At 52.3% G+C, this 16134-nt stretch carries 14 protein-coding genes and 1 pseudogene; 12 read left to right on the top strand and 3 right to left on the bottom strand.

Features of this window, described 5'->3' with window-relative positions; all coding sequences use genetic code 11:
* Window positions 1–18: 18 nt before the first annotated feature.
* Window positions 19–1704 carry a dihydroxy-acid dehydratase gene (gene ilvD, locus D3P09_RS05085; protein ID WP_120107741.1) on the bottom strand — a complete coding sequence of 562 codons (1686 nt, stop codon included), beginning with the start codon at window positions 1702–1704 and terminating at the stop codon, window positions 19–21.
* Between the two features lie 256 nt (window positions 1705–1960).
* On the opposite strand from ilvD, the gene D3P09_RS05080 reads away from it, so the two are divergent.
* From D3P09_RS05080 to D3P09_RS28030, 12 genes and pseudogenes are all read left to right on the top strand, one after another.
* Window positions 1961–2671 carry a response regulator transcription factor gene (locus D3P09_RS05080; RefSeq protein ID WP_120107740.1) on the top strand — a complete coding sequence of 237 codons (711 nt, stop codon included), beginning with the start codon at window positions 1961–1963 and terminating at the stop codon, window positions 2669–2671.
* A complete protein-coding gene (locus D3P09_RS05075; RefSeq protein WP_243643905.1) occupies window positions 2649–3764 on the top strand; it encodes a sensor histidine kinase in 1116 nt (371 codons plus the stop codon). The genes D3P09_RS05080 and D3P09_RS05075 overlap by 23 nt, the downstream gene beginning before the upstream one ends.
* Window positions 3765–3887: 123 nt before the next feature.
* Window positions 3888–4835, top strand: a complete 948-nt coding sequence (locus D3P09_RS05070; RefSeq protein WP_120107738.1) for a D-alanyl-D-alanine carboxypeptidase family protein — start codon at window positions 3888–3890, stop codon at window positions 4833–4835.
* A 175-nt stretch (window positions 4836–5010) separates the two neighbouring features.
* Complete coding sequence (gene ureA, locus D3P09_RS05065; protein ID WP_120107737.1) at window positions 5011–5316, top strand: urease subunit gamma; 306 nt, start codon at window positions 5011–5013, stop codon at window positions 5314–5316.
* A 148-nt stretch (window positions 5317–5464) separates the two neighbouring features.
* A complete protein-coding gene (locus D3P09_RS05060; protein ID WP_120107735.1) occupies window positions 5465–5911 on the top strand; it encodes a MarR family winged helix-turn-helix transcriptional regulator in 447 nt (148 codons plus the stop codon).
* Between the two features lie 176 nt (window positions 5912–6087).
* A complete protein-coding gene (locus D3P09_RS05055) occupies window positions 6088–7137 on the top strand; it encodes a BMP family lipoprotein (RefSeq protein WP_120107734.1) in 1050 nt (349 codons plus the stop codon).
* Between the two features lie 72 nt (window positions 7138–7209).
* Window positions 7210–8709, top strand: a complete 1500-nt coding sequence (locus D3P09_RS05050) for an ABC transporter ATP-binding protein (protein WP_120107732.1) — start codon at window positions 7210–7212, stop codon at window positions 8707–8709.
* The gene (locus D3P09_RS05045; protein ID WP_120107731.1) at window positions 8702–9769 is read left to right on the top strand and encodes an ABC transporter permease; all 1068 of its coding nucleotides are present in this window, start codon (window positions 8702–8704) and stop codon (window positions 9767–9769) included. The genes D3P09_RS05050 and D3P09_RS05045 overlap by 8 nt, the downstream gene beginning before the upstream one ends.
* Window positions 9753–10676, top strand: coding sequence for an ABC transporter permease (locus D3P09_RS05040; protein ID WP_120107729.1), 924 nt, complete (start codon window positions 9753–9755; stop codon window positions 10674–10676). The genes D3P09_RS05045 and D3P09_RS05040 overlap by 17 nt, the downstream gene beginning before the upstream one ends.
* A gap of 279 nt (window positions 10677–10955) precedes the next feature.
* Window positions 10956–11627, top strand: a complete 672-nt coding sequence (locus D3P09_RS05035) for a sulfite oxidase-like oxidoreductase (protein WP_120107727.1) — start codon at window positions 10956–10958, stop codon at window positions 11625–11627.
* 1 nt (window position 11628) lies between these two features.
* A complete protein-coding gene (locus tag D3P09_RS05030; RefSeq protein WP_120107725.1) occupies window positions 11629–12354 on the top strand; it encodes a nucleoside phosphorylase in 726 nt (241 codons plus the stop codon).
* An 812-nt stretch (window positions 12355–13166) separates the two neighbouring features.
* Window positions 13167–13486, top strand: a pseudogene (locus D3P09_RS28030) (transposase); the annotation flags it as partial.
* Window positions 13487–13665: 179 nt separating this feature from the next.
* Here D3P09_RS28030 and D3P09_RS05020 read toward each other — a convergent pair.
* Together D3P09_RS05020 and D3P09_RS05015 are read right to left on the bottom strand one after the other, a co-directional pair.
* Window positions 13666–14847: an MFS transporter gene (locus D3P09_RS05020; RefSeq protein ID WP_120107723.1), complete on the bottom strand. Its 1182-nt coding sequence runs from the start codon at window positions 14845–14847 to the stop codon at window positions 13666–13668.
* A gap of 4 nt (window positions 14848–14851) precedes the next feature.
* Window positions 14852–16132 carry a glycoside hydrolase family protein gene (locus tag D3P09_RS05015; RefSeq protein WP_120107721.1) on the bottom strand — a complete coding sequence of 427 codons (1281 nt, stop codon included), beginning with the start codon at window positions 16130–16132 and terminating at the stop codon, window positions 14852–14854.
* Window positions 16133–16134: the final 2 nt, after the last annotated feature.

Raw genomic sequence — 16134 nt, 5'->3', positions numbered from 1 at the left:
CGTGTTGTCTAGCAAATCCTACATCTTCATAACGCCGCCAGTGCTGGCGGATGTTACAAGGTGAGCATAACGCGCAAGGTAGCCGCGCTTGATCTTCAGCTCGAAGCCCGGCCATTCAGCGCGGCGCTGCTCGAACTCCTCGTCGCTGATGAGCAGGTTCATTGTGCGGTTGTTCATGTCGATCTCCACGATATCGCCGTCGCGTACGAATGCGATCGGTCCGCCTTCTGCCGCTTCCGGAGAAGCATGGCCGATACTGATGCCGCGGGAAGCGCCGGAGAAGCGTCCATCCGTGATGAGAGCGACTTTGGCGCCAAGACCCATGCCGACGATCTGGGAAGTCGGAGCAAGCATCTCAGGCATTCCTGGGCCGCCTTTCGGTCCTTCGTAGCGGATAATGACGACATGGCCTTCCTTGATCTTGCCGCCGGCGATGCCAGCGAGCGCATCATCCTGCGAATCGAAGCAGATGGCAGGACCCTTGTGGTAGCCGCCGACCGACTTGTCGACTGCACCTGTCTTGATGATGGCGCCATTCGGTGCCAGGTTGCCGAACAGAACAGCCAGTCCGCCGCGCTCGGTATGCGGGTTATCGATGGAGCGGATAACGTCGTTATCCTTCACTTCGCAGCCTTCAGCATTCTCGCGCAGCGTCTTGCCCGTAACGGTCATTGTATCGCCGTGAAGCGCGCCTTCTTTCTTGAAGAGCTCGTTCAATACGGCGCTTACTCCGCCCGCATTGTGAACATCTTCGATATGGTAATCGGAAGCAGGAGCGATCTTCGCCAGATGCGGCACGCGCTCAGCAACTTCGTTGATGCGCTCGATTGGATATTCAATGCCTGCTTCGTGAGCGATGGCAAGTGTATGAAGAACGGTGTTCGTGGAACCGCCCATCGCCATGTCGACAGCAAACGCGTTGTCGATCGCTTCTTTCGTAACGATATCGCGAGGCTTCAGGTTCATCTCGATCAGCTTCATCAGCTGGCGAGCGGATTCTTTGACGAATTCCTTACGCTCTGGCGCAACTGCCAGAATCGTGCCATTGCCCGGAAGAGCAAGGCCAAGCGCTTCTGCAAGACAGTTCATGGAGTTCGCCGTGAACATGCCGGAGCAGGAACCGCAAGTCGGACAGCCGTATTGCTCAAGCTCAAGCAGCTGATCGTCGCTGATCTTGCCTGCTTGGTGCGCGCCTACGCCCTCGAATACGCTGGAGAGGGAGATCGGACGACCGTCGGAAGTTCTGCCCGCTTTCATCGGTCCGCCGCTGACAAGCATCGTCGGGATGTTGACGCGTAGCGCGCCCAGAATCATGCCCGGTGTGATCTTGTCGCAGTTCGGGATACAGATCATGCCGTCGAACCAGTGCGCGTTCACGACCGTCTCTACGGAGTCCGCAATAATCTCGCGGCTGGCAAGGGAATAACGCATGCCGATATGGCCCATGGCAATGCCGTCGTCCACGCCGATGGTATTGAACTCGAACGGAACGCCGCCCGCCTCGCGAATTGCTTCTTTGACCAGCTTGCCGAATTCCTGTAGGTGAACGTGGCCTGGTACGATGTCGATATAAGAGTTGCATACCGCGATGAACGGTTTGCCGAAGTCCTCGTCCTTCACGCCCGCAGCGCGCAGCAAGCTGCGGTGTGGCGCGCGGTCGAAGCCTTTTTTGATCATGTCAGAACGCATTCTTTTGGCCGCCATTAAAGTAGAACCTCCTTAAAAATAGCCAGAGCGCTGCATGCGCCCCGGCGCTTATGACCTAAAATAATGAATACTCATAATTTTATCATAACGGACAACCGTTGGCTATATAAAGGGAAGCACTGTCAATATCCGCCGGCTTCTTTAACGAAACCTTAAGAATGACTTAAGCTTTGTGAAAATACGGGTTTCCCGATTACGTTTCGACTTTGGTTCATGTATAGTAGAGACAATAAAATGAAGGAGCTGAACGATTGTGGAGCGTCGCGTATTGATCGTGGACGATGAGCGTGAGATCGCCGAACTGATTGAAATATACTTGAGAAACGAAGGATTCCAGACTGAGGTGGCATTCGACGGCGAACAAGCCATTGAAGCGTTCGAGCGGGAGGCTGCCGATCTCGTCATTCTAGATATTATGATGCCGAAGCTGGACGGGCTGGAGGTATGCCGCCGAATCCGCAAGGAACATCATGTGCCGATTCTGATGGTCAGCGCGAAGACTGGCGACATGGATAAAATTATGGGTCTGATGACTGGAGCGGACGACTATATCACGAAGCCTTTCAATCCGCTTGAGCTGATTGCCCGCGTACGCTCGCTATTGCGGCGCTCCTATCAATACAGCAAGCCTACGGATAGCGCCTCTGGCGGCCGCGACAGCGAAAGCAAGGAACTGAGGCTGGGCGCGCTTCGCATCGACAAGCTGAGCCATTCCGCCAATGTGGACGGCAGGCCGCTGCATCTGACTTCGACGGAGTTCGGCATCCTGCATTTGCTGGCCAGCCAGCCGGGACGCGTATTCAGCGCCGAGGATATATTCCAGCAGGTATGGAAGGAAAAATATTTTGAATCAAACAATACGGTGATGGTGCACATCAGCAAGCTCAGGGACAAGCTGGAGAAGGAGCTGGGCGAGAAGATGATCGTGACCGTCTGGGGGGTTGGCTACAAAATTGAAGGATAACGTCGTCTTTCGGCTTGTATTCCGTTCGTTCCTGAACCTTATTTTTGCCGGCGTCCTGTCCTTGATTGGAGTAGCGCTGCTGTATGTCGTGGCGCTGTTCTTATCCAGCCAATTCCGCGCCTTCTGGTTTCTGCGCGATTTGGGCCGGCTGTTTGTCCAAGACATGCCTTACGGGCTGGGGCTGTGGTTCATATGGCTGCTGTTATTCTGCGGCTGCTTCTACATCTTGCAGTGGATGCTCTTTAATGCCTTTGGCAAAATCAACGATACTGTGCGCCAAATCGCCGATGGGCAGCTGGAGATCAACCACCAGATCGTGGTCCGCCAGGGGAATATATTCGGCTCGCTAGCCCGCAACGTCAACCGGCTGTCCGAACGGCTGCAATATGCCTTGGAGGAAGAGCGACGGGCCGAGCAGGCCAAGAACGAGCTAATTACCAATGTATCGCATGATCTGCGCACGCCGCTTACTTCGGTGGTCGGATACTTGGGACTGATCGAGCAGGACAGGTACCGGGATGAGGTGGAGCTGCGCCATTATATCGCGATCGCTTACGAGAAGTCGCAGCATCTCCATGAGCTGATTGATGATCTGTTCGAGTATACGAGGATGAGGCACGACACGATTGCGCTCAAGAAAGAGCCGATTAACCTGGTTGAGATGCTGGGGCAATTGCTAGTGCAGTATCATTTGCCGCTGGAGGAAGCGGGCATGGCTAGCCAGCTGCACTGCGAGGAGAAGCAAATCACCGTCAATGCGGATGCGGGCAAGCTGGCGCGCGTATTCGAGAATCTGATCTCGAATGCCATGTCGTACGGACGAGAGGGCAAGCGGATCGATGTGTGGATTACCTTAATTGAAAACAAGGTTTCCGTCGCGATTGTGAATTATGGCGAGCCGATCTCTGCGATTGACCTGCCGCATATCTTTGAAAGATTCTATCGTGCCGACAAGTCGAGAACAAGATGGATCGGAGGCTCAGGCCTTGGACTTGCGATCTGCAAAAGCATCGTAGATAAGCATGGCGGGACGATCGACGCGGACAGCAATACGGAGCGCACGGTCTTCAGGGTTATCTTGCCGCTGCACTGACTGGAACAAAAATAATGAAATCTAAGAACGTCTTAAGAATTATTTATGAAACACTTACAGTCTCCTTAAGCTTGGCTGCCTATACTGGGAGTAGAGACAGCTTGAGCGAGAGGGGATTTTTTTATGTATGTTACGGTGAAGGCAAAACCAAGATATGGCATTCGGTTGACAGTAGCAGCGGCGGTGGTCGCGCTTGTATATATAGGTGCGGGATGGCTGAAGGACGGCTATATGAAAAGAGACGTGCTCCAGCTTTCCTCTGCATCCGCGATATTAATTGATGCGACGACTGGCGAGATTATTTTCGAGAAAAACGCGAATCAGCCCCTGCCTCCGGCAAGCATGTCGAAGATGATGACGGAAATTCTCGTGCTAGACGCGGTGGCCAAGGGAGAGGCGCGCTGGAGCGACATGACAAGGGCAAGCGGATACGCAGAAGCTGTGCCGGGCGCAAGAATGGGGCTTATCGAAGGGCAAGAGGTGACGGTAAGAGAGCTGTTCGACGCGATGACGATTCATTCGGCGAATGATGCCGCAGTGGCGCTTGCCGAGCATTTGGCCGGCTCCGAGGAGGCCTTCGTGGCAAGAATGAACGAGAAGGCGGCTGCTATCGGGCTGTCGGACGGTGCGGTATTCGGCAATGCTTCCGGTCTCAGCAAATCAGACATTGCGCCGTATGCAGGCTCCGCCCATGCGAGGGATACGCTGCTGACCGCGAAGGATACAGCTATTATCGCAGGTCATCTGATCGGCAAATACCCGGAGGTGCTCGCCGTAACGAGCCGCAGCAGCGTCAATGTGTCGACTCAGCGGCAGACGCTGTCTTCGACGAATTTGATGCTGACAGACAAGCAATTCGCCTATCCCGGCAATGATGGTCTGAAGACGGGCTACACGCCGAGCGCAGGCTATTGCTTTACGGGAACCGTCAAGCGCGACCATACGAGGCTGATCTCGGTTGTGATGGGAGCGGACAACATCGAATCCCGGTTTCAGGAGACAATAAAGCTGTATGATTACGGATTTCAAGTGAAAGGAAAGTCTGGACTCCGCACGGCGTTAGGTTTTTGATAGAGTTGAAAGCATGAATGTTATAAAAATGTCACTATTTAAAGCGATATTCAGAAGAAAGCTCTTTAACCGGAATAAAATATGTTATATTATATAACATATAAGAATGCGTTTTCTTTTTTGGCCTTGTGTGCCTGATCGCAGAGCGAGTACATTCCGGAAGGGGAGAGTGGATGTGGCTTTGACCGAACGGGAAAAGGAACTGCTGCTTAACAAGATAGCGGCCGATCTGGCTAGACGGCGATTGAAGCGAGGCGTAAAGCTGAATTACCTGGAAAGCGTGGCGCTGATCACTTCCCGCATGATGGAGGGAATAAGCGCAGGCATGAGTGAAGAGGAAGTTGCCGGACTGGCGCGAACCGCGCTTCGGAAGGATCAGGTCATGTGCGGCATTGCCGAAATGCTGAGGGAGGTTCAAGTGGAAGCGGACTTCCCGGAAGGAACGCGACTCGTCGTCGTACCATACCCGATTACGGGCTAAAGGGCCCGGGTCAAGAGAAGAAGCCAGCCGGACCATAGGGATCCGGCTGGCTTCATTATGCGCCCGAACATTGACGTTACACCGAGTCAAGTCTATACTGTGTTCAAGAAATCGGGACTAAAGTCCAGAGGAGAGTGACACGGCCCAGATGACTTCCATGGAAGAAAGAATGGCATTGATGAAATCGCTTGACGAGTCGTTCCGCGAGGTCAGAAAGCTGATTCAAGCGGAGTGGAACAGGGAGAACGAGCATGCGCTAGGCATGACGCATGGACGGATGCTCATTATTCTAGCAGAATCAGGTCCGCAAAAGGCCTCAGCGCTGGCAGAAGGGCTGCAAATAACGAGCGGCGGCGTAACCGGCATTGCCGACAGGCTGATTGAGCTGGGTTATGTATCCAGAGAACGCAGCGAGGAAGACCGGCGCGCGGTAATGCTTATGCTGACTAAGAACGGCGAAGCCATGGTCCAAGCGATGCTCAAGGTAAGGGAGAAAGTGATGATCAAGCTGTTCCGCGGCATGGCGACGGATGACATGGAGAAGGCGCTCGAATTGTTCTCTAAGATGAAGCACAATATGGAAAGCGAAGAATGAAAACGGAATCAATGTTACAACTTTTTGAACGTTTGTCCGGGCGACATTGCTTCTGCGCTTTATTAATGTAGAATAAAGTAGAAAAATGTCGAATAAATAGGATTGACAAATTCCTATAAAACTACTAGGATAAATAGGAATTAGTACACTTTACGGACAAAAAAGGGGAGATCGGCATGAAGAAACATCTGGTATTGCTGCTGACACTGGTTCTTGCGATTGGCGTCCTCGCAGCATGCGGTTCTACAAACAATAATAAAGGCAGCGAAGGCAATGCACCGGCAAACGGCGGAGATGCGGATAAAGGCAAAAAACAGCGCATCGCTTTGGTACTGCCCGAGCAAATCGGCGTAAACCCGTTCTTCGCATTGATGGATGAAGGCTTCAAGCGCGCAGGCGAAGAGTTCGGTGTAGAAGTGAAAACAATCGAATCGACAGACCCAGCAGGCTTCGAGCAAAACCTGCGCACGACTGTCGCTGAAAACTACGATCTGATCATTACAGCAACTTTCCAAGCGGAAGATGCTCTTAATAAAGTAGCCCCAGAAAATCCGGACAAGTCGTTCGCGATCATCGATACAGTCGTGGATTTGCCTAACGTTCGCAGCGTTGTATTCCGCGAGCATGAAGCAGCGTTCCTGCTGGGCGCAACAGCTGGCCTGTCCACAAAAACAAACAAGGTCGGCGCAGTTGTCGCCATTGACGCTCCGCTTCTGAGCAAATACACGGAAGGCTTCAAGCAAGGCTTGGCTTATACGAACCCGGACGCTCAATTCCTGGTTAACTACGTTGGCGGCTTCGACGACTCCGCTAAAGGCAAAGAGCTAGCCATCCTTCAACATTCCAAAGGCGCTGACTTCATCGCAGGCATGGCCGCTGTAGGCGACCTTGGCGTATTCGAAGCAGCGAAGGAGCTTGGCTTCTATTCCTCCGGCCAGGACGTTGACCGCACGGAACTGGATCCGGAGCATATCGTTATGTCCCAATTGAAAGGGACAGACGCTGTAGCTTACGAGACGGTAAAAGCTTTCGCAACAGGAACATTCGAGTTCGGCTCCGCAGACTACGGAGTGAAGGAAGACGGCGTAGGCCTGACATTCGTAACGAGAGATAGCAAATCTCCGCTGAGCCCGTTCATTGGCCAAGAAACGGTAGATAAAGTAAAAGCTATTGCGGAAGACATCAAATCGGGTAAAATTGAAGTTGTTAATCCACTGGCTCAATAATACCCAAAGTTGAATATCCTATGATACCGGCTGCTACCCGCAGCCGGTTTGCGTGTTGAAAGGAGCGACGATATGCTGCTGCAAATGGACAATATTACGAAGACATACGGCAACGTCACGGCGAACAGCGATGTAAGCTTTGATCTTCGCAGAGGGGAGATTCACGCCATCATCGGCGAGAACGGCGCAGGCAAAACAACGCTGATGAGGATTCTGTACGGCATGGAGACACCGACAAGCGGCGGCATCCGCCTGGACGGAAAGCCGGTTTCTTTCCATTCGCCTACGGACGCTATCAAACACGGCATTGGCATGGTGCATCAGCATTTTATGTTGTTTTCCTCTTTTACCGTTGCCGAGAATATTGTGATTGGCAGAGAGCCGTCCACCCCGTTAGGCTTTGACCGCAAGGCGGCTGCCGAGGTGACGAACGAGCTTGCCAAGCGATACGGGATGCCGGTGAATCCATGGGCGAAGGTCGGCGAATGCTCGCTCGGCGTACAGCAGCGTGTCGAGATCCTGAAGGTGCTATATCAAGGGGCGGAAATTATTATATTGGACGAGCCTACCGGCGTGCTCACTCCGCTGGAAGTCAAGGAGCTGCTCGTCGCGATCAAGAGCCTTGCGGCCCAAGGGAAAAGCTTCATTATTATCAGCCATAAGCTTCAGGAGATTATTGAAGTGGCGGACCGGATTACGGTGCTGCGCGACGGCAAGCTGACGGGTACCGTTCAAGCTTCCGAAACGGATGAAGAGCAATTGTCGAAGCTCATGGTGGGCAGAGATTTGGTCACGCTTACCCGCGAGAAGAAGCAGTCGGGGAAGCCGGTGCTCGAGGTTCATTCGCTGACGGTTCGCGGAGACCGTGCCAAGCCGCTGCTCAGCGACGTGTCGCTGCAAGTGAATGAAGGCGAGATCGTAGGCATTGCAGGCATATCAGGCAATGGTCAGTCGGAGCTGCTGCAGGCGATATCCGGCCTGCTGAAGCCCGATACAGGTTCGGTCAAGCTGCTTGGACAGAATGTGACCGGCGCTCCGGTCGGCGACATCCGCCGCGGCGGGCTTGCCCATATCCCCGAGGACCGGTACCAATGGGGCGTGTCCAAGGAAGCCGATGTGCTGGAGAACGGCTTGATGGGGCATACAGAGCGCCATCAGAGGTTTGGTCTGCTGCGCGGCTCTTCCATTCGGGAGATGGTATCAGAGTGGGTCGAACGATTCGGAATCAAGACGGGATCGCTGAATACGAAGGCGCAGTACCTCTCCGGCGGCAATCTGCAGAAGCTGATCGTCGCACGTGAGCTAGCGCAGGGAACGCCATTTCTCATTGCGGCGGAACCGACTCGCGGCGTCGATGTCGGCGCAATGGAAATTATTCATAAAGAACTGCTTCAAAGACGAAGTGATAAAGGCGCGATTCTGCTCGTTTCTTCGGAGCTTACCGAAGTGATGAAGCTGTCGGATCGTATACTCGTGATGTTCGAGGGCAGGATTGTCGGTGAGCTGATGGCAGAGACGGCGACAGAGGAAAGAATCAGCTTGCTGATGGCGGGAGGTAAAAACGTTGGATAAGGTTACGACAGCTTTGCGCTCGCTCGTCCAGCCGCTGCTTGCGGTCATCGTAGGTCTTGCGGTCGGCGCGATTGCAATCGTCATTGTCGGCGGTTCGATAACAGAGACGTATGCGGAGATGTGGAGGGGCGCCTTTGGCAGCTTTTACTTCCTGACGAACACGCTTACCCGGGCAACCCCGATCATCCTGATCGGCCTTGGCGTAGCGCTCGCCTTCCGCGCGGGATTTTTCAATATGGGTTCGGAAGGCCAGATGGTGCTTGGCGCATTAAGCGCAGCGCTCACGGCAATCTATATGCCGGGTCCTGGCGTGGTGAAGATGATCGCGGCTATATTCGCCGGGGTGATCGCGGGCGGCCTCTGGTCGGCATTCGCCGGATGGCTGGATGCCAAATTCCGTATGAATTTGCTCATTACAACGCTTCTGCTTAACTATATTGCGACTTATTTTGCAGCTTATATGGTCACTTATCCGTTCAAGGACAAGACAGGCTCGGCTGCGATGTCCCAGACTGTCATGCTTGGCAGGGAGGCTTGGCTGCCCAAGCTGTTCCAGGGCATGACCTTGCATACGGGCTTTCTGATTGCTGCAGTCGTGACCGTATTGATGTTCTTGTTCATGAAGCATACGGTGAAAGGCTACGAGATTCGAATGCTGGGCGGCAATCCGCTGTTCGCAAGCTACGGCGGCATTCAGCGGGGCAAGCTGATGCTTGCAAGCATGTTCGTCAGCGGCGGTCTGGCCGGACTTGCAGGCTCGATCGAGGTGCTCGGGACGCAGTACCGGTTCATCGACGGAGCGTTGACTTCACCGGGATACGCATGGTCGGGCATTATGGCTACGCTGCTTGCCGGATCGCATCCGATCGGCACTGCGGTGGCTGCCATCCTCATCGCTGCTTTGCAGACAGGCGGCATGGGGATGGAGCGGAATACGGATGTTCCGCTTGAAGTATCCAGCATTATTCAGGCGGTGCTCATTCTGTTCGTATCGGCCAAGTTAACGTATTCATTCATCAAACGGAAGAAAGCGGGGGCGAAGAATGGACGGGCTCTTTGATATTTCGTTGTTCGCTTCGGCTTTGCGGACCGTAACTCCAATTTTGCTGGCCGCGCTTGGCGGCGCGATCTGTGCCAGAGTGGGACTGTTTAATGTCGGCCTCGAAGGGATGATGCTGGTCGGCGCATTCACAGCTATTGTAGGCAATTACTTAACGGGCAATATTATAGTTGCAGTACTATTCGCCATGATGTGCACACTGCTGTATTCTCTGTTGTTCGGATATATGAGCATCCATCTGAAGGCGAATGTCATTATCGTGGGGATATCGCTCAACTTCCTGGCCCTCGGTCTGACGACCTTCTCCCTGCGCGCGATCTTTGATGTGAAGGGCGCTTTTTATGACAAAAGCATGAAGGGCCTGCCGAAGTGGGAAATTCCGGTCATCAAAGACATTCCGTATCTCGGCGATATTCTATCGGGACATTCGGCGCTCGTCTATCTGTCGATTCTGATTGTCCTCGGTTTGCAGTATTTCTTGTTCAAGACGGTAACCGGCTTCCGGCTGCTGGCAGCGGGCGAGAACCCGACAGCGGCAAGAAGCCTTGGCATCAAGGTGTCCCGCATTCAATATGGCGCAGTGCTTCTGTGCGGCGTGCTGTGCGGACTTGCGGGGGCACAGCTGTCTCTGGGCAACGTGACGATGTTCACGGAAGGCATGACCGCCGGACGCGGCTTCATCGCGCTGGTTGCAACAATGCTCGGCCAGTCCAATCCGCTTGGCGTAGCCGGAGCGAGCTTGTTGTTCGGCTTTATGGAGTCGCTCAGCATCAGGCTGCAGGGCTTTGCGCTTCCGACGCATTTTACGATGATGGTGCCTTATGTCGTGACGATTATTGCGATGTTCTTCTTCAAGGATAAGAGCTATATGCAAGAAGCGCGGAAAGCGAATGAGAGCTCGCGTTAATTCGCAGCGCTACAGAGTGGAGAGGCATTTGTTGAACTAGCGAGGGCGCTGCGGGAACCCATTGTTGCTCCGATCGCTTTTCCAGCCGGAAGAGTCTAATGATCCATGTTAAGGTAAACTTCCAGCTGCAAAGGCGAACACTTCGTATCTCCACAACCATGGGTTTCTTTCGCTTGTGCTAGATAGAACAATCAAGCCTCAACTAAGGAGAACTTGCCGATGACGGCAAGTGATTGATTCGCCTGACCTTTGAACATCTTTGGAGGAGTGATGACTGATATGCACAACAAGGCCGCACGACTGAAGAAAGTGTCTCCCAAAGTATTCGAAGTACCGCAAGAAATTGCGCATCGCGTGCCTCCGGGCCAGACGGTAACGGAACGGTTCCCGATTCTCCACGAAGGAGAAGTGCCGGTATATGATCTGGATACATGGACGCTCCGCGTGTTCGGCGAGGTTGACCAAGAACGAGTGTTTACTTTCCAGCAGCTGTTGGAGCTGCCGCAGCATAAGATTAAGCGCGATATTCACTGTGTGACGCGCTGGTCGAAGCTGGATACGGAGTGGGAGGGCATTCGTTTTGCAGACCTTATGCCACTGCTTGGGGTCAAAGGGGAAGCGAAGCATGTCATGATCCATGCAGATCAGGATTACGACACGAACGTGCCGCTGGAAGATTTGCTTAAGGAAGATGTCATCCTGGCACACCGTTATGACGGAGAGCCGCTTACCGATAAGCACGGCTGGCCGATGCGTCTGATTGTGCCTCATCTTTATTTCTGGAAGAGCGCGAAGTGGATTCGAGGCATTGAGTTCATGAAGGAAGACCGTCCGGGCTTCTGGGAACGCAACGGCTTCCATAACTATGCTGATCCGTTCCAGGAACAACGATTCAGCAGCGACGATAACAGCATGCCGGAAGATGAATGGCTGAAGAAGGAGTTTGATTAGTATGTATTTGCCTATTCTGCAAGTAAACTCGGAAGACTTGCCGCCATATGCCATTGTATGCGGCGATCCTAGACGCGCGGAAGCGATCTCGACTAAGCTGACGAATGCGGCCGAGCTGGCTTTTGCTCGCGAATATCGCACCTTCGTGGGAGAATACAATGGCGTTAAGCTGGCTGTCGTCAGCCATGGCGTAGGTTCCGCAGGCGCGGCGGTATGCTTCGAGGAGCTGATTCGCGGCGGCGTCACGACGCTGATCCGCGTAGGTACAGCCGGCTCCTATTCCGCTGATCATCCAGCCGGCAGCCTCATTGTCAGCACGGCGGCTGTACGGGCCGAAGGCCTGACCAAGCAGCTAGTGCCGGACGGCTTCCCGGCTGTTGCAGACAGCGCAATCGTCGATGCCTTGTTCGAGACGGCGAAGGAAAGCGAAGGGATCGTCAAGAAGGGAATTACGGTTACGCTTGACGTATTCTTCAACGGTGTAGTCGAGGTGCCGCACAAGCAATTCAAAGCGGCTGGCGCGCTCGCGGTGGAGATGGAGATCGCAGCGCTGTACATCGTAGCAACGCTTCGCGGCGCAAGAGCAGGCGCGATTCTCGCGCTGGACGGCTATGCCGATTCCGATCTGGCTGCTGATTACGATCCGCATACCGACGTTGTCGCAAACGCCGTTGAGCGTGAGATCGTTACAGCGCTGGGCGCAATCGTTAAGCTTGCAAAAGCGTAGGAGATATACATAGAGGGCTGTCCCTGCAAGGACAGGCTCCGCTATAAGCAAAGCTGGAGGTTCATTCTCTGGCATCGCTTATAGCGGAGTCTGCAGGGGATGGCTCTTTTTTTGTTGCTTGAGCGGACTTTGAGACTTCGATGGCTAATGAAGACAAGAATGATTGGTTAGAGGAGTTCTTGTGATAAACATAAAGCGGATGGTTAAGCTAAACAGCAAGGCCCTGTCCCAGAACCCTTTATGCGTGTGTTCAAAAAGTCGGGTTGACCGCTTCGCGATCAAAAGCCTACTTTTCGAATTACCTCTTTATGATATCAATCATTGATTAACCTAAAGGCTGCGCCTGTCTGTCCTTACGAAAAAACAAACTCACCCTGCCGGTGATTAAAAGTCACAAGTGTTCGATCCTTATCCTGCCTCCTAACGGAACTGAGAAACTCTATGCTTCGATTTTTGATAGGTTGATAACGTCTAACGGAATGAGGATGCCTTATTGGCACCATCCGACCCGTATTCCGATTCATTTAGGGCAAATAAGGGCTCTCTGTTCCTTTACCGTTTAAAAATGGCACATGGAGGGGTAAATAGCGTCTCGTAGTTCCCTTACGAATTTCAAAGAATAGCTTACCTAACTTCTGGATCCGCTTTACCCAACTTTAAGCAGGTTTTTGCTGCTTAGTGCTCTCCTTTCGACGAATGGATCCATAACTTCTAAAACGGCATAATTTCCTAAACAAAAAGAAGGAGGTTTTCCAAAAGTCATCAGGTAGATGACTGAAGGACACCCCTTCTTCAATTTGTAACACAAAAAAAGTTGCGAAGGGTGTCTGCTGAAACCAAGTTGCACGAAAGCACAAGGAAATCGGGGAATTAGCGTGAGCTTGAAATAACTGCGTTACAAGCAACTAGCACGAGAGAAACTCAGGAGTGAGGAAGGATATGCGCTGTCGGTTCGAAGAATGATTGAACCAGAGAGTGTATTCGGACAACTAAAAAACAATCGAGGATTCAGACGTTTTCTGCTTCGAGGCTTACCCAAAGTGAGCCTGAAATCGCGTGGCTTTCACTCGCCCATAACTTGCTCAAGAAAGCGGCAATCGACCGAAAGACAGAAATAGCGATGCAGGGGTAACCTCCCGCACCGCTATTTTTTGGTTTTTCGTATGATTTTTCAAATCAAGGAGCTGTTTCCTTAAGCAAACCGTTCTACTTTTGGGACAGCCTCTTTTTTCAATTTGCAGAAAGCCGATTTCCAGTGGGCAGGGAAGAAGGCTCCCATGCTTGGGAGCCTTCTCTTCAATCATAGTGCGATCAACCAACGCTTTGCTTCGGGGTGCGAATCAGCAAGGCCAACACTACGATGACCAAGGCAAGCACAATCAGCAAATTAAATCCGTTCGAAATCCCGAAGATTTGGGATACTTGTCCGATAAGGATACCGATGACAGCGCCGCCTAATCCTGAGGCTACATAGATTAAGCCCTGCAAAGATCCCGCCTGCCGGGTCAGCTTGGAGGCAATCCCTTGCGCCGTCGGGAAAAGCACAGATAAGGCAAGACCGAATAGCATCATGAGATAGCTAAAATCAGTCATGAAGATGCGTCCGACAATTAACGAAACGAGCGCGAACAGCGAGAATACGACGAGGGTGCGTCTTTCGCCAAGCTTGTAGATGATAAATCCGCCTACAAAACGGCCGATCGTGAACAAGAACGCAAAGCTGGCAATAATGTAACCCGCTGTAGCCGCTTTTTGCGCTGCATCCATACCTGCAATATCCAGAGCAGTATAGAAGATCGGGAAAAAGTTAAGGAAACCTGCCTCAACGGCGACATAGAAGAGAATGAACAGAATCACAAACAGGATTTGGCGGTCTTGAAAAAGCTTCAAAATAGAGCTGACCGTCACATTGTCTTGCCCTTGCGAGGCGGCTTGCTTTGCCGGTTTAAAGGTAAGCAGGGCGAGCAATATGACCGCGATTACAACCGCAGTGCCGATATAAAAGAAGCGCCAGCTCACGTTATGAGAGAAGATAAAGTTTAACAAAAGCGGCGTTACGATCATTCCGACTCCAAACAGCGCATTCGCCAGATTAAATACGACTCCTGCCCGCTCTTTGAAGAAAGTGGGGATCAAAGTGGCAACCGATACCGTCATCGAACCGATACCGAGTCCGACAATCAAATAGAATCCCAGGAAAAATGCCGCGGTAAAAGCAGCGCTTGTTCCGATGAGACCGCCGATCATCATTACCGTACCGATGCTCATAACAATCTTGATTCCTTTGCGGTCGGCAAAAATCCCTGCGATCAAACTAGCCAGCAAGAAACCAATTTGGAAAATGGATACCATGATGCCAACCTGGCTCACATCCAACGAAATATCGTTCTGCACCTTTTCCAGAATAAGACCTTTCGTATTTTGAACCCCGCCAAGCACGAACATCGTCGCAAAGATGAGGAAATACACGATCGAGCGTTGTAGTTTTTCCATGATGTTAATAGCTTCCTTTCACTCGGTAAGTTTGTATGGCTTCAAATAAGTCATCTGTTGCCCAGCCATAGCAGTAGTACAGGAGATCGTCCGCAGCGCTGCTCTCTCCGGCTTGAATGGCCTGGATCAGGTTGTGTGGAGTTAAATTCCACATTTGAATCCCGCTGAAAATGCGTGTCCCCGGAGCAGATTGGGCGCGAACGATATTATTCTGATCCGCTACGAATTGAATGGGAAACCCTTCTTGCTTGAAGGCAGCGTAGGATAAGTCGTAAGGCAGGTTGAATAATCTTTTGAAAGCTTGAAACGCTGCTTCCTGCTCCTGCTCGGTCGCCGCCAAGTGATGGATCAGCCCCTGCACGTCAGCGCCCCCGCCCAGCTTGTGATACGGGAAGTGCTTCAAGGCAGGCGAAAGCTTGGTCAAGCTGGAGTAATCTTGTCCCAGCATCCAACTGTAAGCAGGCGGCCATAGATCAAGCCATATTGTAAAGTCGGGATTTACTTTTCTGACGCGATCAATTAACCGTTCCACAAAACCCGATACGCTTTCCTGACGAAAAGCGATCCAGGCTTGCAGCGTCGGATTCTGCTGCGCATACGAAACAGCCTCGTCGAAGCGCTTGTCTTTTAACAGGATAACCCAATCTTGCAGCGCATGTTTGATAGCCTCGGCGTCCAGGTTTTGATCAGCCATTTTCTTCTGGCAGTGGGGGCAGAAGCAGGTCAGCAATCCTTTTGGATTTACTTCTTGCCCGGCCCAATCAGGGTAACGAATCCGATCAATCATATAGGAAGCAAAACCGTAGCGCTCATATAAGTGAACGAATGTTTTCTCCCAAAAATCGATCACATCCGGCGCGTTGGGACATAGCCAATGAGCGATAGCTTGTCCTTGAAAATCGGTGACAAGATTGTTCTCCAGCAGCGGACCTTCAAAGTGGCCGTTCAAAATATTCAACCAGGGGATAACTTCAATCTCCTCATCCTGCATCGCTTCCTTGATGATCATGAGCGGATCGCGCTCCGCGCTTAATCCAGGCTCTCTGCGCTGATCCAGACTGGATGCCTTGTAGGAAGGAAGGATCGCATGCATCGTGCCTGTCCCGTAGACGACCTCATGAACAGGGTTGCGAGGGAGCTTGCCGACCGGATAGGGATTTCTTTCAAAGATCGTATTCACTTCAGGGAAGACGTACTTGATATCCTGCAGCTTTCTGATGTACGACATGATTTGCGGCATACCTTCATCGAGAATATCGTGCGGGTGCAATTGAATACCTGACATGT

Source organism: Paenibacillus pinisoli, from assembly GCF_003605435.1.
Lineage (GTDB): Bacteria > Bacillota > Bacilli > Paenibacillales > Paenibacillaceae > Pristimantibacillus > Pristimantibacillus pinisoli.
The sequence above is the reverse complement of the archived record's forward strand: the minus strand, read 5'-3'. Positions and strand labels throughout refer to the sequence as shown.

Excerpts from the sequence above, each read along its gene's own strand:
- ilvD (WP_120107741.1), bottom strand. The coding sequence starts at position 1,704 with ATGGCGGCCAAAAGAATGCGTTCTGACATGATCAAAAAAGGCTTCGAC.
- D3P09_RS05070 (WP_120107738.1), top strand. The coding sequence starts at position 3,888 with ATGTATGTTACGGTGAAGGCAAAACCAAGATATGGCATTCGGTTGACA.
- D3P09_RS05060 (WP_120107735.1), top strand. The coding sequence starts at position 5,465 with ATGACTTCCATGGAAGAAAGAATGGCATTGATGAAATCGCTTGACGAG.
- D3P09_RS05055 (WP_120107734.1), top strand. The coding sequence starts at position 6,088 with ATGAAGAAACATCTGGTATTGCTGCTGACACTGGTTCTTGCGATTGGC.
- D3P09_RS05050 (WP_120107732.1), top strand. The coding sequence starts at position 7,210 with ATGCTGCTGCAAATGGACAATATTACGAAGACATACGGCAACGTCACG.
- D3P09_RS05040 (WP_120107729.1), top strand. The coding sequence starts at position 9,753 with ATGGACGGGCTCTTTGATATTTCGTTGTTCGCTTCGGCTTTGCGGACC.
- D3P09_RS05035 (WP_120107727.1), top strand. The coding sequence starts at position 10,956 with ATGCACAACAAGGCCGCACGACTGAAGAAAGTGTCTCCCAAAGTATTC.
- D3P09_RS05030 (WP_120107725.1), top strand. The coding sequence starts at position 11,629 with ATGTATTTGCCTATTCTGCAAGTAAACTCGGAAGACTTGCCGCCATAT.
- D3P09_RS05020 (WP_120107723.1), bottom strand. The coding sequence starts at position 14,847 with ATGGAAAAACTACAACGCTCGATCGTGTATTTCCTCATCTTTGCGACG.
- D3P09_RS05015 (WP_120107721.1), bottom strand. The coding sequence starts at position 16,132 with ATGTCAGGTATTCAATTGCACCCGCACGATATTCTCGATGAAGGTATG.